The organism is Brevibacillus antibioticus (assembly GCF_005217615.1).
GTDB lineage: Bacteria > Bacillota > Bacilli > Brevibacillales > Brevibacillaceae > Brevibacillus > Brevibacillus antibioticus.
In genome coordinates this window covers 3,572,647-3,596,262 of the sequence record NZ_SZNK01000001.1, presented here as the reverse complement: position 1 = coordinate 3,596,262, position 23,616 = coordinate 3,572,647, and the positions used below count along the sequence as shown (strand labels likewise).

General features: G+C 47.3%; 24 protein-coding genes and 1 riboswitch. Of the genes, 16 read left to right on the top strand and 8 right to left on the bottom strand.

Annotation, left to right across the window (positions count from 1 at the left end):
* Positions 1 to 7 precede the first annotated feature (7 nt).
* Positions 8 to 934: an ADP-ribosylglycohydrolase family protein gene (locus E8L90_RS16805; RefSeq protein WP_137030441.1), complete on the top strand. Its 927-nt coding sequence runs from the start codon at positions 8 to 10 to the stop codon at positions 932 to 934.
* A gap of 72 nt (positions 935 to 1,006) precedes the next feature.
* Here E8L90_RS16805 and E8L90_RS16800 read toward each other — a convergent pair whose 3' ends face one another.
* The 3 genes from E8L90_RS16800 to E8L90_RS30845 form a co-directional block, all read right to left on the bottom strand.
* Positions 1,007 to 1,525 carry a DUF3231 family protein gene (locus E8L90_RS16800; protein ID WP_137030439.1) on the bottom strand — a complete coding sequence of 173 codons (519 nt, stop codon included), beginning with the start codon at positions 1,523 to 1,525 and terminating at the stop codon, positions 1,007 to 1,009.
* A gap of 128 nt (positions 1,526 to 1,653) precedes the next feature.
* Complete coding sequence (locus E8L90_RS16795; protein ID WP_137030437.1) at positions 1,654 to 2,004, bottom strand: DUF2512 family protein; 351 nt, start codon at positions 2,002 to 2,004, stop codon at positions 1,654 to 1,656.
* Positions 2,005 to 2,537: 533 nt separating this feature from the next.
* Complete coding sequence (locus tag E8L90_RS30845) at positions 2,538 to 3,161, bottom strand: hypothetical protein (RefSeq protein WP_244297266.1); 624 nt, start codon at positions 3,159 to 3,161, stop codon at positions 2,538 to 2,540.
* A gap of 309 nt (positions 3,162 to 3,470) precedes the next feature.
* Between E8L90_RS30845 and E8L90_RS16785 the strand changes: the two genes are divergently transcribed.
* The 6 genes from E8L90_RS16785 (at position 3,471) to E8L90_RS16760 (ending at position 8,764) form a co-directional block, all read left to right on the top strand.
* A complete protein-coding gene (locus E8L90_RS16785; RefSeq protein ID WP_047070483.1) occupies positions 3,471 to 4,199 on the top strand; it encodes an amino acid ABC transporter ATP-binding protein in 729 nt (242 codons plus the stop codon).
* Between the two features lie 31 nt (positions 4,200 to 4,230).
* On the top strand, positions 4,231 to 5,082 hold the full coding sequence (locus E8L90_RS16780; RefSeq protein WP_137030435.1) for a transporter substrate-binding domain-containing protein: 852 nt from the start codon (positions 4,231 to 4,233) through the stop codon (positions 5,080 to 5,082).
* Positions 5,083 to 5,178: 96 nt separating this feature from the next.
* Entirely contained in the window at positions 5,179 to 5,832 is a 654-nt protein-coding gene (locus E8L90_RS16775; RefSeq protein ID WP_137030433.1) for an amino acid ABC transporter permease, read from the top strand.
* Between the two features lie 15 nt (positions 5,833 to 5,847).
* Positions 5,848 to 6,498, top strand: a complete 651-nt coding sequence (locus E8L90_RS16770) for an amino acid ABC transporter permease (RefSeq protein ID WP_137030431.1) — start codon at positions 5,848 to 5,850, stop codon at positions 6,496 to 6,498.
* A gap of 76 nt (positions 6,499 to 6,574) precedes the next feature.
* Positions 6,575 to 7,843, top strand: coding sequence for a sensor histidine kinase (locus tag E8L90_RS16765; protein ID WP_137033491.1), 1,269 nt, complete (start codon positions 6,575 to 6,577; stop codon positions 7,841 to 7,843).
* A 3-nt stretch (positions 7,844 to 7,846) separates the two neighbouring features.
* Positions 7,847 to 8,764 (top strand): response regulator, encoded by a 918-nt coding sequence (locus E8L90_RS16760; protein WP_137030430.1) that lies wholly within the window; start codon positions 7,847 to 7,849, stop codon positions 8,762 to 8,764.
* Between the two features lie 55 nt (positions 8,765 to 8,819).
* On the opposite strand, the gene E8L90_RS16755 is transcribed toward E8L90_RS16760, so the two are convergent.
* From E8L90_RS16755 to E8L90_RS16740, 4 genes are read right to left on the bottom strand one after another with little or no spacing between them, the layout of a single operon-like run.
* Entirely contained in the window at positions 8,820 to 9,545 is a 726-nt protein-coding gene (locus E8L90_RS16755) for an ABC transporter ATP-binding protein (RefSeq protein ID WP_137030428.1), read from the bottom strand.
* Between the two features lie 4 nt (positions 9,546 to 9,549).
* Positions 9,550 to 10,356, bottom strand: coding sequence for an ABC transporter permease (locus E8L90_RS16750; RefSeq protein WP_137030426.1), 807 nt, complete (start codon positions 10,354 to 10,356; stop codon positions 9,550 to 9,552).
* A 17-nt stretch (positions 10,357 to 10,373) separates the two neighbouring features.
* Positions 10,374 to 10,970: a nitrous oxide reductase accessory protein NosL gene (locus tag E8L90_RS16745; protein ID WP_137030424.1), complete on the bottom strand. Its 597-nt coding sequence runs from the start codon at positions 10,968 to 10,970 to the stop codon at positions 10,374 to 10,376.
* Positions 10,967 to 12,259: a right-handed parallel beta-helix repeat-containing protein gene (locus E8L90_RS16740; protein ID WP_137033489.1), complete on the bottom strand. Its 1,293-nt coding sequence runs from the start codon at positions 12,257 to 12,259 to the stop codon at positions 10,967 to 10,969. Before E8L90_RS16740 ends, E8L90_RS16745 begins: the two co-directional genes overlap by 4 nt.
* Before the next feature lie 366 nt (positions 12,260 to 12,625).
* Here E8L90_RS16740 and E8L90_RS16735 point away from each other — a divergent pair, with 366 nt between their 5' ends.
* The 8 genes from E8L90_RS16735 to E8L90_RS16700 all read left to right on the top strand — a co-directional run bounded on the left by E8L90_RS16735 (position 12,626) and on the right by E8L90_RS16700 (position 22,218).
* Positions 12,626 to 12,937: a hypothetical protein gene (locus E8L90_RS16735; RefSeq protein WP_137030422.1), complete on the top strand. Its 312-nt coding sequence runs from the start codon at positions 12,626 to 12,628 to the stop codon at positions 12,935 to 12,937.
* Positions 12,938 to 13,010: 73 nt separating this feature from the next.
* Positions 13,011 to 14,585 carry an FMN-binding glutamate synthase family protein gene (locus E8L90_RS16730; RefSeq protein ID WP_137030420.1) on the top strand — a complete coding sequence of 525 codons (1,575 nt, stop codon included), beginning with the start codon at positions 13,011 to 13,013 and terminating at the stop codon, positions 14,583 to 14,585.
* A gap of 561 nt (positions 14,586 to 15,146) precedes the next feature.
* Entirely contained in the window at positions 15,147 to 17,234 is a 2,088-nt protein-coding gene (locus E8L90_RS16725; RefSeq protein WP_137030418.1) for a TerD family protein, read from the top strand.
* A 214-nt stretch (positions 17,235 to 17,448) separates the two neighbouring features.
* Entirely contained in the window at positions 17,449 to 18,297 is an 849-nt protein-coding gene (locus E8L90_RS16720) for a HesA/MoeB/ThiF family protein (protein ID WP_137030417.1), read from the top strand.
* Between the two features lie 30 nt (positions 18,298 to 18,327).
* Complete coding sequence (locus E8L90_RS16715; RefSeq protein WP_137030415.1) at positions 18,328 to 19,188, top strand: HesA/MoeB/ThiF family protein; 861 nt, start codon at positions 18,328 to 18,330, stop codon at positions 19,186 to 19,188.
* Between the two features lie 8 nt (positions 19,189 to 19,196).
* On the top strand, positions 19,197 to 19,646 hold the full coding sequence (locus E8L90_RS16710) for a DUF441 domain-containing protein (RefSeq protein WP_137030413.1): 450 nt from the start codon (positions 19,197 to 19,199) through the stop codon (positions 19,644 to 19,646).
* A 36-nt stretch (positions 19,647 to 19,682) separates the two neighbouring features.
* Positions 19,683 to 20,774 (top strand): alpha/beta hydrolase, encoded by a 1,092-nt coding sequence (locus E8L90_RS16705; protein ID WP_137030411.1) that lies wholly within the window; start codon positions 19,683 to 19,685, stop codon positions 20,772 to 20,774.
* A gap of 25 nt (positions 20,775 to 20,799) precedes the next feature.
* On the top strand, positions 20,800 to 22,218 hold the full coding sequence (locus tag E8L90_RS16700; RefSeq protein ID WP_137030410.1) for a LeuA family protein: 1,419 nt from the start codon (positions 20,800 to 20,802) through the stop codon (positions 22,216 to 22,218).
* A 94-nt stretch (positions 22,219 to 22,312) separates the two neighbouring features.
* Here the strand turns inward: E8L90_RS16700 and E8L90_RS16695 are convergent, their stop codons facing one another.
* Positions 22,313 to 23,005 carry a M15 family metallopeptidase gene (locus E8L90_RS16695; RefSeq protein WP_137030408.1) on the bottom strand — a complete coding sequence of 231 codons (693 nt, stop codon included), beginning with the start codon at positions 23,003 to 23,005 and terminating at the stop codon, positions 22,313 to 22,315.
* A 184-nt stretch (positions 23,006 to 23,189) separates the two neighbouring features.
* Positions 23,190 to 23,405: riboswitch (cobalamin riboswitch) on the top strand.
* Here E8L90_RS16695 and E8L90_RS29945 point away from each other — a divergent pair.
* The gene (locus tag E8L90_RS29945) at positions 23,395 to 23,616 is read left to right on the top strand and encodes a hypothetical protein (RefSeq protein WP_162309014.1); all 222 of its coding nucleotides are present in this window, start codon (positions 23,395 to 23,397) and stop codon (positions 23,614 to 23,616) included. Its footprint overlaps the riboswitch before it by 11 nt.

The window sequence follows — 23,616 nt, the reverse complement described above, 5'->3', positions numbered from 1 at the left end:
GATAGGTGTGGAACTGCGTGACCGCTATGCTGGGAGTTTGTTAGGATTGGCCGTTGGAGATGCACTCGGCACTACTTTAGAATTTCGCAAACCAGGAACCTTCCAGCCGCTTACAGAAATGGTCGGGGGAGGACCATTCGATTTAAAGCCGGGAGAATGGACGGATGATACGTCGATGGCGCTGTGCCTGGCTGAGAGCTTGATTACGCAGAACGGCTTCGATCCAGTTGATCAGATGAACCGATATGTAGCCTGGTTTCGAGAGGGGTATATGAGCTGCAAGGATCACTGCTTCGATATAGGGAATATCACCAAAGAAGCGCTGTGGCGTTTTGAGCAGACAAAAAATCCATTCAGCGGATCGAATCATCCGATGTCGGCAGGGAATGGCTCCATTATGAGGCTAACACCTGTCGCACTCTATTATGCCAATCAACCAGAGCTCGCCATTGATTACTGTGCGCAAAGTTCTCGCACCACACACGCGACGGCAAAGGCAGTAGACGGCTGTCGCTTGTTCGGGGCATTGCTCCTGGGGGCTATACAGGGTATTTCGAAAGAGGAGTTGCTCACTGATTCGTTTTCTCCAATAGCGGGTCTATGGGAAAAGCAACCGCTTGATCCTGATATCGCCCGAGTCGCGAATGGTTCCTATAAAGGGAAAACGAAAAAAGAGATCAAAGGATCGGGATATGTCGTCGATTCGCTTGAAGCGGCGCTTTGGGCATTTTATTCCAGTAATTCTTTCGAAGAAGGCCTGTTCCTAGCGGTAAATCTCGGGGACGATGCGGATACGACGGGAGCTGTCTACGGTCAATTGGCAGGTGCTTTTTACGGAGTAGAGGGCTTGCCTCAACGAATGGTTAAGCTGTTGGCCAAGCGGGAATTGATGGAGGAGTTCGCGCAAAAATTGTACGAGCACGCTACCCGTTAACGGCCTGATTTCTTAGGCGAACATAAATAAAAAACGATAAGCACTACCATCAGGCAGTGCTTATCCTCCTGTTTAGGCATGGACAAGTTCTGGAGTTTGTATATGAAGAGGTGGCGGAACCAACCAGCCTTTTTCTTTTGAAATGCGGAGCAATCTGAGGCCAAATTGAGCTTTTGCAACATGGTACTGACCAAAAAGCATTCCGATATCTTCCCGGATGGATTGAGCCATGATTTGACTGCAGGCCACCAATCCGGCTGCAATGTCTCTTGTAACACCGGCAGCGATCTCTGGGTCATTCATGCGAGCACCAGCCGGAATGCTTTCCAGATTTGCTATAGGGCGATCCGGTGGCGCTGGTGGCAATCCAATCCCATTCACTTTGAGCAATTCATCCAGCTGTTCCACTTCTTGTTTCATGCTTCGCATCATGTCTTCGAGGAAGCTTTTCAGATCATGATCACCAGTATGGTTGAGCGCTGTTTGATAACCAGCAAGCAAGCCCTTTGTCGTTGACAGATACATCCATACTCCAAAAACCTCGCCATAATGCATCGGTTCATTTTGCGGATTGCCTGATAAAATACCCATTAACGTCCTCCCAGTACTCAGTAGAGTTTTGATATCCATTCGGGTTCTCCTTACGTTGTGATGTAACCCAAAGATAAGGTTTACAAGGGGGACCGGATCTATCCGCTTTAGGAAGAGGAGAATTATTTTCAGGGTTCTTTCTTGATACGATTATGATCGTATATCCCCAAAAAACGATGGTACACAAGTTCTGCCACACCTAAAAGGGCTACCGTAATGATTAATTCGCCAAAACTTAATGGCCAATCCAGCCATCTGGAAACTGCCCATAAGTAAATTGCAGCGATCACTGCATCTGCAATCGTGGCCGTAACATTATTGGTAGCACGCAATATCAATTGATCGCCAATCAGATAAGCGATGACGGTCAAGCCGAGTGTCGTTAAAATAGCGGATGTCCAGGAAGCATTTGTAAACAACCATAAACAGGCGACGACAATAATGCCGTTTACAGCAGTCTTGATTAAAAATCGAGTCATTTTTTACTCTCCTCTACTTCCAGTTTAAAACAAAGAAATTTTCAGCCAGCTTTCCTATGTGAAAATAAGTGTGGTCAATGCTTACTGTTTTACAAAACAAGAAGGTTTATGCGAATGCTGTCTGGCCACCCGGTTTGGGTGGGGATAAAAAAGCAGCCAGTCCTCTTTTGCGAAGACAAAGCAAGAGAGGACTGGCTTTTCGTTTGTTACTGCTGGCTTGCTTTTGCAGCCTGGAGCAGCATTTCTTTGGAAACTGTTGGCGAATCGGTAGCGATACGATACATAATCGGTTGCTCTCCATCTTGATCCAACCAAGACAGCTCTTGATACTGACCGGATTCACTAAACAAGAACTGATCATTTTTCGTGTAATGCGCTTTTTTTCCGCTGACAGTTACTGCGTCGTAAGCTCATGCAGCCACTGCTGTTCTTCTTGACCCATCATGACACCGTAGGGGGTACCTTGTTTACCCTCAAGGAATGAAAAGCTGTCAGGAAGCTGGTGTGGCAAGGCATGTGAGAGAGATGCTTCTTCACTGAGGACTGTAGTCCATGCTCCAATCTTTCACGACATCCGGCTTTTCTATGCCGATCATGGGGTTTTGTTGAAAGAGAGGGTGCTCCTCTTTTTCCAGCGCTGCGAAATAGACGAGGGCGGTTTCGCCTGTTGCCAGTTTGTTCTCTACGTTTGCCAATTCCAGACGTACTTCTTCAGGGGTTATTTGCGTCAATGTAAAATCCTTCCGTGCTTGAACTTCCATACGGACAGAGCCTTCGCTAATTTTGTACAACAAGCTGTGTGTCGCATAGCCAAAACCAGTGAGCAGGGCGAACGCTGCTGCAGCATGTACCAGCTTTGGACGAAAGCGCGTCCCTTTGTGCAAACGCCACTTGCCAGCCAACTCATTTTTGGCGATTCGTTCGATTTTGCTGTCCAATGCAGGATCAATGTCCCCCAGCTTATCCTCCATACCTGCAACAGGTGCTTCGTAGCCTTTTTCCTTTACCCGCTCTAGCAGGCGGAATCTTCGCCAAATACTCCGATTCCAGTTGCGAACCTGCCGCACAATCAATCCGTTGAACCATGGGATAAAGGGCAGCTCGACATCGTACCTGTCGATGCTTCGAATCAACTCCACGTACACTTCACTCATCATGTCGTCTACATCCTGTTTGTGCGGCTAGGGTACGTGCGAGTTGCTCGATAGACTTCTTGAAAAGCTTCTTCCTCTCCTCGGCGCATCCGGATGAGCCAAGGCTTTACGTTTTCCTCTTTCATAGGCCGGCCTCCATTCAGGTGTTACATGATATATTGGCTCCCAATCGCCTGGTAGGTTCACTTCATTTTTTTATTGTGCGTTATTAGAAAATTTTAAACAGAAAAACTTTTCTTTGTCTTTTTCAGTAGTTTTGAGTAGTTCGACATTAGTATACAAAATAAGACATAGAGCAAGGGGGATTTAAGGTTGATCAGTTTTCATCAAGTAAACAAACATTATGGAAGCTTTCATGTCCTCAAGAACATCAACCTGCATATCAACCAGGGAGAAGTCGTCGTGGTCATTGGCCCGTCAGGATCGGGTAAAAGCACGATGGTTCGTTGCATCAACAGATTGGAAACGGTTACAAGCGGAGAGCTGGTGGTAGATGGGGTGAAAGTGAACGATAAAAACACCGATATCAACAAGCTGCGTCGGGACATCGGCATGGTGTTCCAGCACTTCAACCTATACCCGCACAAGACCGTACTACAAAACATTACGCTAGCACCAACCAAGGTACTGGGCGTATCGCAGAAGGAAGCCGAAGAAACGGCTCTCTACTATTTGGAAAAGGTAGGGATTCCGGAAAAGGCAGAAATGCTCCCAACGCAACTATCTGGCGGTCAACAGCAACGCGTAGCGATCGCCCGAGGATTGGCTATGCGACCAAAAATCATGCTGTTTGACGAACCGACCTCTGCACTGGACCCCGAGACAATCGGAGAAGTGCTCGATGTCATGAAGAAGCTGGCGAAGGAAGGCATGACGATGGTGGTCGTGACGCATGAAATGGGCTTCGCTCGCGAAGTGGCAGATCGCATCGTGTTTATGGATCAGGGCACGATTCTCGAAGATTCTACACCAGAGGAGTTTTTCGCAAGTCCGCGTGAAGAACGTGCACGTTTGTTCTTGAGTCGGATTTTGAATCACTAAAAATAAAACGATAGAGAAAAGGGGTATTCAGATGAAAGCAAACAAGCTGTGGAAAAAGGTAGCAGGTATGGGGCTCGTTCTGATGCTGAGCGCAACCGCGTTGGCAGGCTGTGGTGGGGGTAGTACAACAGAAGGCGGCGCAAAAGGTACACCAGCTGCAGCAGGAACAGGCACATTGGCAAAAATCAAAGAAAGAGACAAACTCGTAGTCGGAGTGAAGTACGACCTGAACTTGTTCGGCTTAAAAGATCCGGGAACCGGAAATGTAGAAGGCTTCGATATCGATATTGCGAAGGCAATTGCGAAGAAAGTACTCGGGGACGAAAACAAAATCGAGCTGAAGGAAGTAACCTCCAAAACGCGTATTCCGATGCTGAAAAACGGAGAAATTGACGCGATCATCGCAACGATGACCATTACAGAAGACCGTAAAAAAGAAGTAGACTTCTCTGATGTGTACTTCCTGGCAGGCCAATCTTTCTTAGTCAAAAAGGACAGCCCAATCAACGGTCTGAAAGACATGCAAAAAGGCATGAAAATCGTGACCGCAAAAGGTTCTACTTCTGCGAAAAACATCAGAGCGAGTGCTCCTGATGTAGAAGTACTTGAATTCGAAAACTACGCGGAAGCCTTCACAGCACTCAAAGCTGGTCAAGGTGACGCGCTTACAACTGATAACGCTCTCCTGTATGGCATGGCAAAGCAAGATCCGAACTACCGTGTAACAGAAGAGACCTTCACGGAAGAACCATACGGTATTGCAATCAGCAAGGGTGACGCTGAATTCGTGAAAACCGTGAACGATCTGCTGAAGGAAATGAAAGAAAACGGCGAATACGACAAGATTTATGAAAAATGGATCGGCACAAAACCTAAAAAATAATGCGGTTCGACTCCATAAAGAATGAGCGGTTTATTCTGCCGCTCATTCCCTTATATTCCTAACAGAATTTTGCACACTAGGAGGATCGCATAAGAGATGATCGATTTTTCTATCTTGTTTGATCACATGGATATGTATCTCAAAGGCTTTTGGAACACCTTGCAGGCGAGCCTGCTTGCTCTCGTCGGGAGCTTTGCACTGGGGACGCTCTTTGCGATCTTTCGGATTTCTCCGATTCGACCACTCAAGTGGATCGCTACGGCTTACATCGAGTTTGTTCGTAATATCCCGCTGATTCTCGTCGTTTTCCTCTTTTTTGTGGGCCTGCCGGCAATAGGTATCATACTGAATCCGTTCATTGCAGGTACACTCGGCTTGACCGTGTATACGGCAGCATTTATCGCGGAGACGATCCGCGCAGGCATTCTGGCGATTCCAAAAGGACAGACAGAAGCCGCTCGTTCCTCGGGATTGACGTACGGGCAAACGATGCGTTATATCATTTTGCCGCAAGCGATCAAGGTCGTGATCCCGCCGATGGGCAACCAGTTTATCAATCTCGTAAAAAACTCCTCGGTATTAGGTGTGATTGCAGGTCTTGACCTGATGTACTATGGAGACCTGATTTCCGCTGATACGTTTGTTACCTTTGATGTGTACATTTTTGTAGCTGTTTTCTATCTGATTCTGACCCTTCCGTTGAGCGCGTTCGTTAGTTATTTGGAGCGACGCTTGGCTGGAAGCCGCTAAGAAGGAGGGGACATCATGGACTTTATCGGAGCCTATACGCCCAGTCATTTGACCTTCCTGCTCGAAGGCTTTTGGGTCACCTTGCAGGTCGCTTTCTTATCAATAGTCTTCAGCTTTACTATTGCGATTATCGTAGGGGTTTTGCGTTACGCAAAAATTCCCGGAGTCTCACAAGTTCTTGGGACAATCGTAGAGCTGATTCGCAATTTGCCGCTCTTGTTGATTATTTTCTTTACGTATTTTGCTCTCCCGGAAGTGGGAATCAAGCTGGACAAGTTTTGGGCAGCTGTTCTGGCGTTAGTTATTTTCGAAGCAGCAATGTTGTCGGAAATCGTGCGAAGCGGTTTAAATTCGGTCGAAAAAGGACAGATTGAAGCTGCACGTTCTTCTGGTCTGAATTATGTCCAGACACTGTGGCATGTTGTCCTGCCACAGGCTCTCAGAAGAATGGTTCCGCCGATTGTGAGCCAATTCATTTCGCTCTTGAAAGATACGTCGCTGGCTGTTGTAATCGCTTTGCCAGAGCTGATGAACCATGCGCAAATCATCAACGGACGCAATGTCAACTACGTCATCCCGACCTTCCTGATGATTGCAGTGATGTACTTTGTCGTCAACTACGCGTTGTCAGTCGTCTCCAAGCGACTGGAAAACAAGCACGCTTAATCGTTCTATCTTTGCAGATCTTCGATTCTTAGTAAAATAAGAATAGGAGATCTTTTTCCGTGTGAAAGGAGCAGCTATGCGAGAACGCCTTTTGATCCTGTTTATTATCATGCTGGCAACTGCTTTTTTTGGAGAGATGAAGGTAAACCCCGTAGGAGGGTCTTTTCGTTTTTCCTTGGGCATCGCTGCTTTCTTTTTCGGGTTGCTGTGGTTCTCGTCCGTACCTGTATTGTTGACGGGATTTTTTACAGGGACGTTTATCTTTGGATTTCGCGTCGGGATGGATGTCTTTTTTACGTACCGTCCGTACATGGAGAGTGTGGCTGCGCATCTTCCCTCCGCCTTTTACTATTTCAGCTTTACCGTTCTATTTTATTTGCTCCGTGCGCGTAGCTATCGCGAGTCTCCTCTATGGTTAGGGCTGATAGGTGCATCCATTGATTTTGTTTCCAATGTGGTAGAGATTCAGGTGCGACAGTATTTCACTGATTTTTCGCCAATCACTTGGCAGAGCTTTTTGATGCTTCTCTTCTTTGGGGTCTTGCGCAGCTTTTTTGCTGTTGGTCTGTACAACAGCTTTTCGATCAGGCAGTTGCGGGCAGTGGGAGAGGTGCGTCAGCAAGAGTTGGAGCGTCTGCGGATGATCAATACGGAGCTGTATGAAGAAGCCTTTTACTTGCGCAAATCGATGACACATCTGGAGGAAATTACGCGCGAGAGCTACCAGCTCTACAGGCGCCTGCTCACCTCGGATCATGGGGAATCCCCGACGGCCTTGGCGATTGCCGAGAATGTGCATGAAGTGAAAAAAGATTCGCAGCGGATGCTCGCTGGCATTTCCAAGCTAATCAATCAGGAGGGACTAGCACCACAGCTACCGATCAAAGAGCTGTGTGAGCTGGTTGCGCGCGCGAATCAGAAATACGCAGAGATGTTGGGAAAAGATATACGAATAGAGTGGCGCTGTAACATCAACCTGTCTACAAGCCAAATCTATGCACTGCTCTCCGTGCTAAACAACCTGGTAGCCAATGCAGTAGAGGCGATTCCCATGTCGGGACGGATTGAGCTGAATGTGAAGCTAATTCATCGGCATCTGGTGTTCAGTGTACTTGACAGTGGTCCGGGAATACCGCTGGAAGAGCAGGAATGGGTTTTTCAGCCCGGGTATACGACGAAATACGATGAACAAGGAAATGCATCTACCGGGATTGGACTGACGCATGCCCGCGGAATTGTCCAAAGCCTGCAAGGAAGCCTACGCATTTTACCTGACCAGAAGCAAATGACGCACTTAGAAATGCAAATTCCGACCGACCAATTGCTCGGAGGGGAGGGAGTGTAAGCAATGATACGTTTCTTTTTAATTGAAGACGATGCGGTAGTGCGCCGCATGCTTGAACGGATTATTCAAGACAGCGGGTTGGGCGAAATTGTAGGGCAAGCCAGCGATGGTAGTCACGTATCGATTGATCAATTGTATGGGGTCGATGTTATTTTGATCGACTTGTTGATGCCGGGGCTCGATGGCATCCAAACGATCAAAAAGTTGCAGACAGATGGCTTTGCGGGTCGCTTCATCATGGTGTCACAGGTGGAGAACAAGGAAATGATCGGGGAGGCTTATTTGCAGGGGATTGATACCTTTATTCAAAAGCCGATCAACCGCCTGGAAGTCATGGCTGTGTTGAAGCGGGTATCGGATTACTTGTCTCTGGAAGCATCTCTGCAAACCATCCGCAAATCATTGCAAATCCTGGATGTCAAAGCAAAAGAACCGCATACGAGCGGCTTGAAAAGTCAGTCGTCCGATCAGGGGACCCTCTCACAAAAAGCAAGAAAACTGCTGTTGCAGCTCGGAATCGCGAGTGAAGCGGGTGCTCCTGATCTGCTATTGATCATGGAATGGCTCGTACAAGATGAGCGACAAGGAGACAAGCTGCACGAATTGCAGCTCAAGGAACTGTACACACAAATTTTGTTGAAGGTGCATGCCAGCATGGATGAGCATGGAATTACCAAAGAGGTGCGTGCCATGGAACAACGGATGCGCCGGATGGTCCTGCAAGCCTTTACGCATCTTTCCTCATTGGGGTTGACCGACTATGCCAACCCTACCTTTGAACACTTTGCACCACGACTGTTTGACTTTCAAGAAATTCGCCTACGGATGCAAGAGCTGGAGGCGGGCGAAAAAACGACGAAGTGCCGGATTAGCGTGAAAAAGTTTTTATCTGTCTTTTATATGGAAGCAAAGGCGCTATAAATAGCAAAAACGCGGGAGCCGATCAAAACGATCGAATCTCCCGCGTTTTTCTTATTCATGCCTTTGCCTGATTCACAAGCTCAGAAAAGGCACCATACAAACCAACTTGCCCATACTGCTGCTGGTACTCCTTTATCGACCCATCACGCACGATTTTCCCGTTCATCAGAAAAATAGCCCGATCCGCCACAGCGTCTGCCACCTGTAGCTGGTGAGTCGTAAAGAGAACGGATTGACCCGTGAGCTTTACTTCCCGCACGAGATCGACAAATGCATCCATCCAATACGGATCGAGTCCGTTGGTCGGTTCATCGAGAACGACGAGTGCAGGCTTTGCCAATATTGCTTGGGCAAACAGAAGACGCTGCTGCATGCCTTTGGAGAACTGAGACACCCGTTTGTTTCTCGCTTCATGCAGTCCCACCATTTTCAGCAGTCGATCCGCCTCTTGTGCAGTGCGATTGCGCAGGGAAGCGTAAAATTCGAGCGTTTCTTTGGCAGTAAGTCCGGCAGAGAACGTAAAGTGATCCGGCATATAACCGATTTCTTGAAGATAATCGACGCGATTATCGTTCCAGTTTAACCCGTTTAGCTGAATGGTTCCCGAAGAAGGCGGAAGAATACCGACCAGCATCCGCAGGATCGTACTTTTCCCTGCTCCGTTCCCGCCGCATAAGGCGACGACCTGACCGGGTTCAATGTTCATACTGAACGGGTGGACGATTGTTTTTCCATTAATTTCCTTGGATACCTGATCGATGGTTAGTCCAAACGTATTCATTGCATTACCTTCTTTCCCATACCCGGATGGCGATGAACAAGGTCGCACTGATCCAGAGCAGACTGAGTACGACAAAGATGAGATCACCAAGCGGAGAATCAGCCCAGTACACCCATTGGTAGTATTCAGGTCCAAAGATCGAGCCACCGCCTAATCTGGCAACGGAAAAGATTCGTACAAACTCCGCTGGGTTGAGAAACGTTGCGAGCTGAAGCAGAGGCTTGATCCATGTATAAGGGACGAAGCTAAGCACAGAGATGAGAAGGGTAGGCCATGCCAGAATATAGAAGAACCAGATGCTGACACCCATCGTCAAAGCCTGCCAACGGTTTTTACTAATGGCGCCAATCAGCATAGCAATGCCCAAAAATAACAGAATAAGACAGATTGAAAAGGCAAGCAAAAACAAGAGAGTCGAAAATGCAAAGCTTTTTCCTAACAGCATGCCAGCTACACCAGACAACCCATACCCGAAGCTGACGATCGCGACTAACACGAGTGCTTGCCCCAAGTATTTCCCCAGCAAGAAGGAGGAGGTCTTCATGGCGTAGGTAGATAGGAGCTGCCAGCTTCCCTCTTCTTTTTCCGCCGTTAAGGAAAAAGAGGAGAGAAGCATCGTCATCAGTGGCAGCAAATACAAAATCAGATTCAGCATGGTACCTGTCGTATACGTATAACCCTTCATGTAGGACTGCGATTGGATAATCAAGAGCCCCAAACTAAACAGGGAGAACAGAGCCATAAACGAGTAGGACCATGGGTTGCGAAAGCCTACCTTCACTTCTCGTTTGGCAATCAGATTGATGTGCAAAGACTCCACTCCCTCTGTTAGTTATGTGTAGTTGGGGTAGTACTGTTGCTTCCGTGATCGGCCGGCTTGCTTTCGTGACCGCCATTATGTTGACCTTCGGAGGAATGACCCTCGGAAGAATGACCTTCTTTGTTCATGTGCTTACTCATGCCATTTTCCCAGCTATGATTTTTTAACTCATCCGCACTCATGACAATGCCTTTCTTTTGTTCTTGAACGAAGCTGTCTGCAGCAGACTTCTCTTTAAAAGAATAGATGCCATATGTCATTGGCGTTTTGAAGTCTTTGTCGTAAGCGTAGGTAGCTTTCTCTGCCTTTGTCCATTCTGCTGTGTAGTAATCGCGGACAAATTGTACAGCCACGTTATCGGTTCCATTCTCTTTCGTCCAGTTGTTCAAGCAGCCGAGATCGTCGAACTTCAGTGCTTTTCCATCTTTTAAGACGATTTCAGTAGCATTGTGATCGTTAGGGACATGCATTTTGCAAAGGTCGCATTTGTCTACGCCTTCCGCGATATCTACAGGTTTAGGCTCTTCGTTTCCGCAGCCGACCATAAGCAGGCTAATGCCGATAATTGCCCCGATTGTTGTACCCCATTTTTTCATTTTGTTCATGATTTTCTCACTCCTATATAAATGATCGAACAGCTTCCTATTAACAAGATAAGTCCAAGAATGCCTGCACCCCAACTGCTCGTTTGCCCGGCTTCAATGAGCACGGTGTCCGAGGGTTGCATTAAAGGAGATGCGTCCTTGATTGCTGAGCCGGCCCCACTTGTAAACAAGCCTTCCAGAAACACGAATCCCGGAGCTTGGAAAAACAACTGGTAGGCAGGAACCGCATCGGTCAAACCCAGGTAAAAAGGATTCATCTCGTACGGCAAATCACTGCGGGAATCCCCGTTCACATCGAGTCCTTGCAGATTGTCCCAGTAGTTTTTGTTTAAGTCATTGTTCTGACTATCCTGGGCTTGCGCTTGGATGACGTTGGAGACGAATTGATTATCGGTTAATACGTTGTCAGATGAGGCCAAAAACTGCATGCCGATAAAGTTGAGACTGAGTAAATTGTTTTTGACTGTAATTCCGGATGATTGCTCTAAATACAGTCCAACGCGGTTCCCTTCAATCGTGTTGTTTGCAATCAGCGTATCCTGTACGGTTATGAGAAGAATTCCTTGCGAGCCAGGATTTTTTTGCGATTTCAAAAATTGATTGCCGGTAACCGTCAGTTTGCGCGACTCCATAAGCTGGGAGCCTGTCACATTTTCCATTCCAATGTTGTTGATGACCGTCGTATCAGAGGTGCCCATGAAGTGATAGCCGTACCGCGAGCTCGTCACCAGATTTTGTTCTAGATGGTTTCGATCGCTATTTTCGACGTAAAAGCCATCTTCGACATTCGTCACCTGATTTTTAATGAAACGGTTATGATCCGATTCACGCACGTCAATTCCGTTTCCTCGTCTCGCTTTTTCTGTTTGCTTTGGCTTTACTTCAGGCTGTGCTCCGTGATTATGTCCAGAACTGGTCGTTGGGCTGCCATCACCTTTGATTTTTCCGATGACTTGAACGTTATGCAGCGTGTTGTAGTCTGCTTGCCGTAATTGAATACCGATCCCTTTCGTTTCAACGATGACATTCTCCAGAAAGTTTTGATCGCCACGGATGACAAGAGCGGCTACGTCACTGTTGATTCGCTTGTCCACGATATGGATTCCTTGCACGCTCACATTGTCGCTTTCAATCGTGAGCGTAGCCTCTTCCTCGGTCGGATTGATGATCTTCACTGGATCATTGGCTACCAATTGAATCGGCTTGGTAATGCGGATAGGACCTTTGTACAAACCATACGGGATGGTAACGGTATCGTTAGGGCGTGCTTGATCAATCATCGCCTGCAAGGAGTCAGTATCCGTAGTCGTTGCCTTGGCTGTGATAGGCAGCTGGAGAGCAACGATACAAATGACGGAGACGAAAAGTAGCGGGAGAGATAATTTTCGATCGTTCCATCGTAATGACAGGGTGCATCCTCCCCATTCCACTAGAGAGCTCTCTTGTTATTGCCGGATCATCGGCTGCTAGCTACATTTAGGATAACAGCCTCTTTTCATTTTTGTATGACTCAACCGGGCTATAAAACGTGTCAAAAAACGCAACGATTATAAAAAATCGAAGGGTTGAGAGGTTTACACCTGAGGTGGCATTGTGTAATTGAAGCGGTCATACTAAATGTGAGAGAAGGAAGAAACGGAAAGGAGAGACGATAAATGGATACAAACATAGAAAAAGCACTGCGCACGACGCTGGAGTATTGGGATCGGATGAAAAAGAGCCACGAGGACGAAGCGGAGGACGATGCGAATCAGTTTGAAGCTTCGTTTTACCGCATGATGGATCACATTCGCGAGTGGTACGATCAGCTGGGAACGAAGCCTGATACGGTAGAGGATGCATTGCTTCTTCCGGACATGGCAGAGGTTGCGGAGCAGCTACCGGTAGAGATCATGCTAAATTTTGAAACGGAGCTAGAATTGATCGTAGATGGGCAAATTCGGGAGGATGATGAGAAATACGACTAAAAACAGAGAACTTGTTGCATCCTATCCTTGACATGATTTACTAGAATTTTGTGTTTGGGGAGGGTAAGCACAAGTGGTACCTACTCTGTTATGCGTCATTATCATCATCCTTCTTCTGCCACCGATTGTATTTTTCGGTTATATGTACGCCCTGTCTAAACAACCGAAGCACTCCATTATTCGTTCCCATCCTTTTTTGGGGTGGATGCGTTATTTGCTGGAAAAGCTCGGGCCTGAGTTTCGCCAGTATTGGTTTGAATCGGATACAGAAGGGAAACCGTTCTCACGTTCTGACTTTGTCGGTATGGTTTATGCGGCCAAATACAGGACCGACCTGATTTCGTTTGGTGGAAAACGCGATTACGAGAAGCCTGGTTTCTATTTATCCAATGCGATGTTCCCGAGGCTAACAAGTGAGCTGAGGGTAGATAACGAGAAAGTCGTCCCTGGCAAAAAGTATGAGATTACCCATGAGGGACTTTTTACAAGAAGAGAAAAGTTTATCGAGGAACAAGAGGTTAAGCCGTGGATGTTACATGACGAGGATGTCATTGTTGTGGGCGAAAACAGAAGGCAGCCCTGGCGGCTAAAAGGGATGTTCGGTGCTTCAGCTACCTCCTTTGGAGCAGTGGGAGAAAACTATATCATGTCCGCTGGGTATGGGGCACGTATGGCAGGCGGCTCTTGGATCAATACAGGAGAGGGTGGCGTTGCAGAAGTTCACCTCTCAACAGGCGTAGATATTATTTCGCAAATCGGGCCAGGGATGTTTGGCTTCCGTGATGACAAGGGCAAGTTTTCGCTCGAAGAATACAAGAAAAAGGCAAGCATCCCGAACATCAAGGCGTTCGAACTGAAATTTCATCAAGGGGCCAAAATACGAGGGGGGCACCTCGAGGGCTCCAAGGTCACGGAAAAAGTCGCGGCAGCAAGGCTGGTACCTGTGGGACAAACAGTCAACTCACCGAACCGCTTCGAGTTCCTCACCAATCCGGATGAAGCCTTGCGTTTCATCGGTAGTTTGCAGGAGGCGGGAGGCAAGCCGGTGGGAGTAAAAATTGTCGTCGGTGATCCAAAGCGGTTGGAGCATTTTTTTGAGAAAATGCTGGAGCTGTCCATTTACCCGGATTTCATTACGGTTGACGGTTCTGAGGGCGGTTCAGGCGCAATGTTCAAGGCAATGGCAGATGGCATGGGCTTGCCGCTTTACGCCGCGCTCATCATTCTCGATGATACGATGAGGAAATTCGGCGTACGGGACCGCATCAGGATTTTTGCTTCCGGCAAGCTCGTTACCCCTGACAAAGTAGCAATCGCCATGGCATTGGGAGCGGATTGCGTCAACTCCGCGCGCGGCTTCATGATTGCAACTGGCTGCATCATGGCGATGCAATGCCACACGGGTAAATGTCCCACAGGGGTCACTACGACGGATTCCAAATACCAGGAGGCGCTGGTTCCGGCAGAAAAGCAGTGGCGTGTGATGAACTATATTTTGCAGTTGAGGGAAGGCTTATTCTCGCTGGCGGCAGCATGTGGCTTGGAGAGTCCGACCGAGCTTCGGAGAGAGCATGTCGTTTTTACCAACGAAAGCGGGGAGACCATACGTGTGGTTGACTTGTTTCCGTACCCGGTCGCGTCTAGATAAGTATTTACAAAGAAGATAAATAATGGTATGGTGAATAAATCAGGCTATAGTACACCTTCCTTCTAACCTAACTAAAGCGATTAGGGGTACTGCTTTCCTGATTTTTTTAACGTATAGGAATTTATAAGCGGTACGCTTATGAATTCCGGAGCGCATGAAAACTTTCCGCTAAAACGCGATCGCTCCTCCATGAATAGGCCTCGATAGAAGTTTTCTTATGCCTATTATTAAAATGAAAAAGGCCGTATGATCCTGTGCAAGCGATCATGCGGCCTTTGTTTATGTCTAGCGGCTTCCAGTCCATTGGGCACAAATGATAAGGAGAATCAATTAGTTGGTATATCAGAAGTGTTGTGGGGCTGTTTTGCAACAGGTGGCGAGAAGCGACGGGTTTATGTTTCGTTCCTCGAGGAGGAGAGCTTTACCATCTGACAAAGTTGAAGTAAGATGGGTAAAAAATACAAAAAGGAATAAAAAGTCAGGTTTGTACACCTTCTTTCTGAGCTAACGGTTTGGTTCACCAGTAGGAGTACTGCTTTCCTGATTTTTTTCGTGATGCCAATGAAAAATCAAATCTACCTTCGCCGGAAAAATAAAATTATCGTACAGCAGGGGCAGCATGAACTGCCTACCTCTTATTTAGCTGCGGCTTTGCGCAATATAGAGAGCTTGGGCTATACCTTTTCACTGGAATTGCTTGAAAGAATTCGGACGCTGTCGGAAGGCGAGTTTTTTGCGCTCTATTCGGATGTGGTAACTGTACTCAAGGAAAAGACCGGGTCATCCTGCCAGTACAAGCCGATGTATCCGAATTTTCCTAAGCAAGTCATGGAGGCTAGCGAGGGTGAGCTGTTTGTAAATGCGATCATTCATTACTTGACGTTGGACCTTCCTGTGCACGAAGTGAAAAAACGTTTGCCTTTGCTAAGAGAATCTCGCCTGAAGCTGATTCATTTGGGCACAGATGAAGAGCTGCTACAGGTAGGAATGAACTTGCTGCGCGCCAATAGCTCGTTGTCCGCTACTGACAGGGAAGACTTGGAGGGCTTGATTCAGGCCTATGAAGGAGTCGCAGAAGCTCTGCCAGCAGAGATTCCTCAAAAGGAAAACGTGGCGATCGCTGCTAGCCTGTTACTCAAGTATGACAAGCTTCCTGCAACCTTTTTTGCTAATTACTTCAAGACTGCGACAGATGTATTGCGTCTGGCGGTGGCGTTGTCTGACGGGGATGTGAGCTTGGCAAAACCTGCAAAATTTCGCAAGTTCAAACGCGGGGAAAGAAGGCTGCTCCTTGGCTTGCTGGAAGCTAGCTCGAATATCGTAGAAGACATGAATCGTTACAAAAACAGATGGATTCGTCTCGGGGAAATTTTGCACCCATTTGAATATAAGGATCGCTATCCGAAAGCGGCCGAAGCATTCGATATTTTGCGCAACAATCACAAGGTCGAGACGTTCAATAGTCAAGTGGAGCAGGCGCTGGTCCGTGCGGATGTGAATACGGCGATCAAGCTGCTCGAACAGCGTCCAGGGGAATTTGCTCGTCGTCTGGATCATTTGTTGCGTTTGACGGAGCAGGGGAGTCCAGTCCTTACTGCCTTCGAGAAAATTGCGGATGGTGTATCGACTCCAGTTCTTTTGCAAGTCATGAATCACTTCGACAAACGGGACAGCTACGGGGAATGGCGGACCTTTTTTCCGAAAGGGCAAGTGGCGAAAGTACAGGCAATCGAAAACCGAGTGCCAGGCTTGCAAGAGGACATCAGAAAGAAAGCAGGAGATATTTGCCGGAAATCATTGTTGAACCGTTTTGCCCAATTGCCGTCGCTGGGTAACGTCTATATCGATCCGCGGCTACAGGAGCATCTCGTTCCGTTTTCGATGCGATCCGCCAGCAAGGCATTGCGCACGATTACACGCGGCTCCCGTCTATCGATCCCGGATGGAGGAACGATTCGCTTTTTCCTGTGGTGGAGGGAAGGGATCGTCAACGATGTCCCTACAGGCAGAGTCGATATCGATTTGTCTGCCGTACTCTATAACAAAGACTGGAAGTACATGGAGCATATTTCTTATACCAATCTACGTTCCGACAAGTACCAAGCGTACCATAGCGGGGATATTGTGGAGGCTCCCGAAGGCGCGTGCGAATTCATCGACATCGACATTGAATCTGTCATCCGCTATGGCGGTCGATATGTCGTTATGAACCTGTATTCGTTTACGAGTCAGCCTTTTTGCGATTTGCCTGAATGCTACGCAGGCTGGATGATTCGGTCGGCGCCACAAACAGGAGAAATTTTCGAGCCGCAGACGGTACAGGACAAGATTGATCTCGCCGCAAACACGCAGATTTGTATCCCGGTCATTCTGGATCTCATGGAGAGAAAAGTGATTTGGACGGATATCGCCCTGAATTCCGATCCGCGGTTTGCCAACAATGTGGAGTCCAATGCCGGAGGGGTGGAGCTGATGGGAAGAGCGCTCACCTCGTTGGTGAAGACTACCCTGCATGAGTTGTTCATGCTTCATGCACAGGCGAGAGGGACGCTGATTAATCAAGCTGAAGAGGCAGATACGGTATTTTCCTTGGAGGAAGGGATTACGCCGTTTGATACGGAGATCATCATGGCGAATTTTATGCAGTAAGGTTAGGGGAGTGTAAGGCTTGGGTTCGGTATTGTACCGGACTCAAGCCTTTTTATTTTGTCTATTCTAGTTGGAAATTTTTCTCCTTTGTTCATGAAAATTTCAAATAAAACCCAATTAATAGTCAGAATGAGCTATTTTTTTGCTAGTAACTGGAACTCTATAATGTCAAATGTAATTGGTCAATCCAATTTGGAAAGAGGGGGAAAAAGAAGTGGAAGCGGATTCGTTTTATTGGGAAATGGTCAAGAAAAATATTGGCGTGTATACCACTGAGGAACAAAAACGCTTAAAGGACGGAAAGGTCATCATATTTGGACTTGGCGGGGTTGGGGGGATGGAAGCGATTCTTTGCGCCCGCATGGGGATCGGGCATGTCACTGGAGTAGATCCTGATGAATTCGAGGTTTCTAACATCAATCGTCAGATGCTGGCTACGGTACATTCATTGGGTAAACCAAAAGCGGCGACGGCTGAAGACGTTCTTCCATCCATTAACCCATACATATCTGTTCGATGCGTCCAAGCAAATGTTGATGAAGACAATGTGCTTGAACTGATGAAGGGGCATGATCTGGTGATTGAAGCTGTGGACGATATCCCCTCCCGCGTCATCATCCACCGGACCGCGCGTGAGCTGGGCATACCAAGCGTGGGTATGTCAGGAAGCCCCCCAACCCGCGGATTTGTCTCTTCCTTTTTTCCAGATGGCATCTCGTACGAAACAGCATTGAACATTCCAGGAGCAGGGGAGAAGCTGACCAATGAAGCGTTACGCCAAGAGATTGCCGACATAAAAAAAGCCAGGGCTTGGCACTCTGTCAAAGAAGGAGCTCCAAAGGAATGGGCTGAGGATTTTTGTGAGGGAAAGGCTGGCTGGATTATTACACCGGTTCGTGCCCATCTCATAGCGCTTTTCAGCTTTCATGAAGCCGTGCAAATCTTAACGGGCAGAGAACCGTTGGCACGTGCACCCAAAGGCGTTCTCATTAATCTAGATACGGACACACCGGTAAAAGTGACAACTCCCCCTGAGGGAACGTGGAACTATGCAACATTATAACGATTTTGAAAGAACAAAGGAGATGATCGCATGCCATTGATAGAAAATAGCCAATTATATAACAACAGTTTTACCCGCAATTTCGGAATCATTACGAGTGAGGAGCAAGCCAAACTGCGTAATGCTAGAGTAACGGTGGTAGGGGCAGGCGGCGTAGGAGGAATCACATTGATTCAACTCGCCCGGATGGGTGTAGGGAAGCTTCATGTCATCGATCAAGACTCGTTTGAGGAAAGTAATCTCAATCGCCAAATGCTCAGCTTTGTCAGCAAAATCAACTCTCCAAAGGCGGAAGTAGCGAAGGAAATACTTCACGATATCAATCCAGAGCTGGAAGTAAAGGTAACAAGGGAGTTTGTTACCGAAGAAAATGCACGTGATCTGCTGGGTGATACAGATGTGATTGTAGATGCTACGGATAATCTGGTTGCACGGGTAATCATCCATAGAACAGCAGCTGATATGGGTATTCCCTCCATCTGGATTGCAGTAACACCACCTTTCCGGGGAGGAGTCATGTGCATGACACCCGACTCCATGCCCTATGAGGTCGCCATGAGACACCCTTCCTATCAACAGCCTCTCACGCCAGAGATGCGTAAAAAAATTAATCAGATCAAAGACGAGCGTGCAAAGTATTCCGTCTCGCAAGGGGCTTTGCCTGAATGGGCAGATGCCTATGTAAAGGGAGAGGCTCCATGGGCAGTGCTTGCTCCGGTAGCGAATATCGTCGGCGTATTGGCTAGCTTTGAGGCATTCAAACTAATCATTCAGAGACCAGACCTATTGCCAGCCGTTGCTCCCAATCTAGTCAAAGTCAATTTAGCTTCCGTCCAAATGGTACAGGTGGAAACCCCGGCAGAGGGAAGCTGGGATAACACGCTACTATAAGGACTCCTATGTTGCCTACCACCATTATCTTACTGGTAATCGCTCTTTTGTCATTCGTGGCAAAGGATATGGTTCTCGTCTACGCTTCCCTCTTGCTGCTCGGATTATCTTTGCTAAAAGCAGTGCCTGTCATGGATGCAATCCAAAAACCAATGTTCCATATGGGTCTGTTTTGTCTAATGGTATTCTTGTTGATTCCGATTGCCAAAGGAAAATATGATTTCATCTCCCTTGGCAAGGAAATGGTCAGTTGGAAAGCAATGATAGCCATTTTAGCAGGTTTTATCATCTCTTATGTCGGGGGAAAAGGCTTAAGTATTTTGCCAGATCAACCGGTTGTTTTCATAGGCGTAACACTTGGAACACTTTTGGCAGTACTACTGACTAATGGGCTGCCCGCAGGCTTAATCATTGCAGCTGGATGCATTGCGTTGCTGTCGAGAATCTTCAATTTCTAGCACCCTCTAAATCTAATTTGAAAGAAGTGCCAAACTATGAATCTCAATCATCAAATGAAAAATCATTTTCTTATGCTAGTCCTATCTTTAGGGCTGCTTGTTCAAGGGTGTTCAACTCCTACTTCCCCTAATCAAAATAGTACAACACAAGCTCAATCAGTAGTGGAATCCACCAGTGAGGTCGTAACGGAAGAGCTGAAAGTGCCAAGTATTGACCAGGACGTCTCCTTATATGTGAGGCATATGAGTGCCAAAAACAAGGAAAAGTACACCAACAATGAGGTTGTATTGTTTCTTGAACCATTTAGCGTACCTACTGCCCAAGCATTTGATGTTCCGGGATACTCCTGGATGGAGGAATACGCAAAGAAAGGTTACGACACATGGGCGATGGACTTCCGAGGGTTTGGGCATTCTACCCGACCAGTTGAAATGGATCAACCGCCTGTAAAGAATGCTCCTGTCGTCCGTGCCACTGAGGCGGTAAAAGATTTGGAGGCTGTGGTACAGCACATCAAGCAAACGCGGCAAGTCGAAAAAGTCAGTATTGTAGGATGGTCATGGGGTGGAGTTGTTGCAGGAATGTACGCGACGGAACATTCCGATGAAATTGAAAAACTCGTACTTTATGGTGTTATGCATGGTTTTTCCTTACCTTTGATGGCAACTCCATTTGAATCAAAAGGGAAGCCAGGTGAAATTAATCCCAATTTACCAGCGTACCAGGTTGTCCAGTTTGACAAGGCCATGCACCATTGGCACATGATGCTAGATAAGCGTGATCTGGTTTCTGATGAGGCAATGAATGCTGTATCCAAGGTCTTTGTAAACTCTGATCCTAACAGCAGCAAGCAGCCTGAACAATCGATCCGCCGTCCAATGGGACCCTTGGTAGATCTGTATTACATCTGGACGGACAAACCCATTTTTGATGCAACGAAAATTACGACGCCAGTGTTGATCATTCGAGGAGATCTGGACTTTTTTGCCGATAAGTCCCTCTTCCATAAACTGACCAATGCATCTGCAAAACAAGAAGTGGTTATCAAAGATGCCACACATTGGGTGTTGTATGAAAAAAATCGTGATCAACTCTTGCGTGAAACAGACGAATTCCTGAAAAAGTAAGTAAACCCGTAAGGATGTGCTGGAAATGAAGTCGTTTCAAATTTTGGATGCAACGCTGCGAGAAGGAGAGCAGCAAGCAGGCGTTCGCTTCACATGCGAAGACAAGATTCGCATACTGCATCTCCTGGAAAGCTATCATATAGACCTCATAGAAGTGGGCCATCCTGGAATTTCTGCCCTGGATGAAGAAATCTGCCGAAAAGTGGCTCAATCGGCAAGACGAGCGCAAATATTAATGCATGCGAGAGCTACTGTTGAAGAAGTCCATGCAGTAAAGCGCGCGAAAGCAGACTGGGTGGGGATATGGGCTTCCATTAATGATGTGTCTATCCAAACCAAATTCAGTCACCACCAGGAAAGCTATGTAAAAGAGAAAGTCCAACAAGCTGTTATCGAAGCAAAAAAGCTTGGCTTACAGGTTCGATTCACGATTGAAGACGCTTCACGGACAGAGTGGGAAAAGATATCCAGCTTAGGTCATGTTGCTTTGCAGGCAGGCGCAGATCGCGTTAGTTTGGCAGATACTGTCGGGATATGGGAGCCTGATACATGCAAAAAAATCGTAACTCGTGCCATTGAGGAATTTGGTTGCGAAATTGAAGTTCATCTTCATAATGATTTCGGTCTTGCTCAAGCGAATGCGCTGGCGGCTATTGATGCAGGCGCTTCTGTCATTGATACGACAATTTTAGGGATCGGTGAAAGAGCTGGCATTACTGACTTGATCCAGCTTACGGTTGCATTGCAAAAGCTGCGAAATGATCAGCGTTATTCTTTGGATAAAATTCCCGAGCTTGTACAAGCGATACGTCTGACGACAGGGTATAGACCGGACGAACTGCGCCCTATTACTGGGCAAAATGCCTTTACACATACATCGGCTTACCATGTCCAAGCCGTAAAGAAAAATTCCAAAGCGTATGAGCCATTTCCTCCCGAAACAATTGGAAGAACACGGCTTCTCGAAGAAAAGCGTCCTCCAATAGGAACCCCAAAGCTGCCTGTTTCCTTACAGGTAGGAAAGCCGTTTCCCAAAGGTGCTTCAGAGCTACAGTATCATCGTGACGGTCCAGGGATACGTTGGGTTATGATGGATTCGCGTGTGGATGAGCGAGCCTCATTTTATGTGATCCAAAGGATATTTGAATTAGGCGATTTGTCCGGTATTCCTGAAAAGCATGTAGACAGACATGCGCATCATTGTGACAGTGCCTTCCTCTTTTGGGGAGATGCACCTGATGGTACTGGTCTGATGTGTCATGTTCAACTCGGTGAAGAAGAGAAGACTGTTGAGAGTCCAGCGGCTATTTTTATCCCGGCAGGCGTCGAGCATTCCTATCACTATGTGTCAGGTCGCGGAACTTATACAAATATTGTATTGTCGCCTGAATACAACAAAAGCCTTTTGGTATCAGCAGCATCTTCTGAAATACCAGTGACCTAAGCGGTACAGGAATTTGTTGAGTGTGAAGAGTGGGAGTCCATCAGGGCATGAGTACGGGATCGACCGGGCTCATGCCCTGCTTGAGTATTTGTGGTTACATCGACAAAACTCCGCCATAGATCGGTTCTTGCTGCGTTCTTTGTCCCCAAGTGCGTGTTCCGTATTCGAAATGCCACCATTCTTTCGGATAGTTGACGAATCCGGCAGCGGCTATCAAATGATAGAGCAGTCGGCGATTATCTCGAATATCAATGTCTTTTTGCTTAGACAGTGTCAGCTCTTCATAATAGCGAGTTGCAGCCCTTTCACTGAAATCATCGAAGTCTGTCCCCATCTCCAGCCAGCCATCAGGCCCTGCGATAGTCAGATCCACTGCACCGCCGGATAAGTGTGGGGACGGTTTGGAGAGGTCTGTTGTTGGATAAGCGACGAATTTGCTCAATTCTTCCGTGAGGGCGGGTCCTTCCTGCCAGCCTTGTAAAAGCAAGGCTTCACGGAAACGTTCATATAAGGACGCCTGTACTTCAAACGAGCGCCAGCCGTCCAGCACGACGAGCTTGTAGCCAACAGGCAGTTGGGAGGCTGCGGTGGCGAGCCTGCGTGCAGCCCCTTCTCGCAAAAAGGCTTCTGGCTGTGTTCCGGCATAGCCCTCGTGGTAGTAGGCTGGATAGACCGTGACTTGTTCCGAAAGGGAAGAGAGGGGGATCATCGGTTCGTCGCATTCCTTGATCGGCAGTGGGCTGGGCAGGACCATGTCTGGTATTTTTGGAATCGGAGAAAATAGCATGACTATCACATCCCTTTCGATAGTTTTGCCAATAGGGTAACGGAAATTTTCAGGTAAGTAAACGGTGATTATCTTAAATTTTCTGCCAATAGACGCCTGCGAGGAATCGGCAGCTTTTGCTTGAATCCTCGGTAGCTTTTGCTATTATTAAAGCAAGTGCTTGTCAACGAAACGAATGACATTTACATATGGAAGAGAAACAGGTCCTTGTTTTTGCGAAACCGATTCGCAGGAGCAAGGTTAAAAGGGAAGTTTGGTGAAAAACCAACGCGGTCCCGCCACTGTAAGAGAGTAGCTGTTCTTCAAGGCACCATGCCATCCACTGCCCATCCGGGAGCGGGAAGGAGAAGAAGAGCGATGATCCTCAAGCCAGGAGACCTGCCTGTTTTATGTTTACACTGATTTCCTTCGGGTCAAAGGAAGAGGTGAGGATTGTTGCTTTTCAACTATCCGCGCTTTGTTTTTCCTTACGTACTGGGGGAAACAGAGCGCTTTTTTTTGTGAAAAACGTCTCGACGTTTTTCATAAAAGTGGATGCGACCGCTTGCGGTCAACAAAACGGTCATGACCGTTTTGTTGCTTCGGAAAGTATGGATAAAACAGCGGAGTAA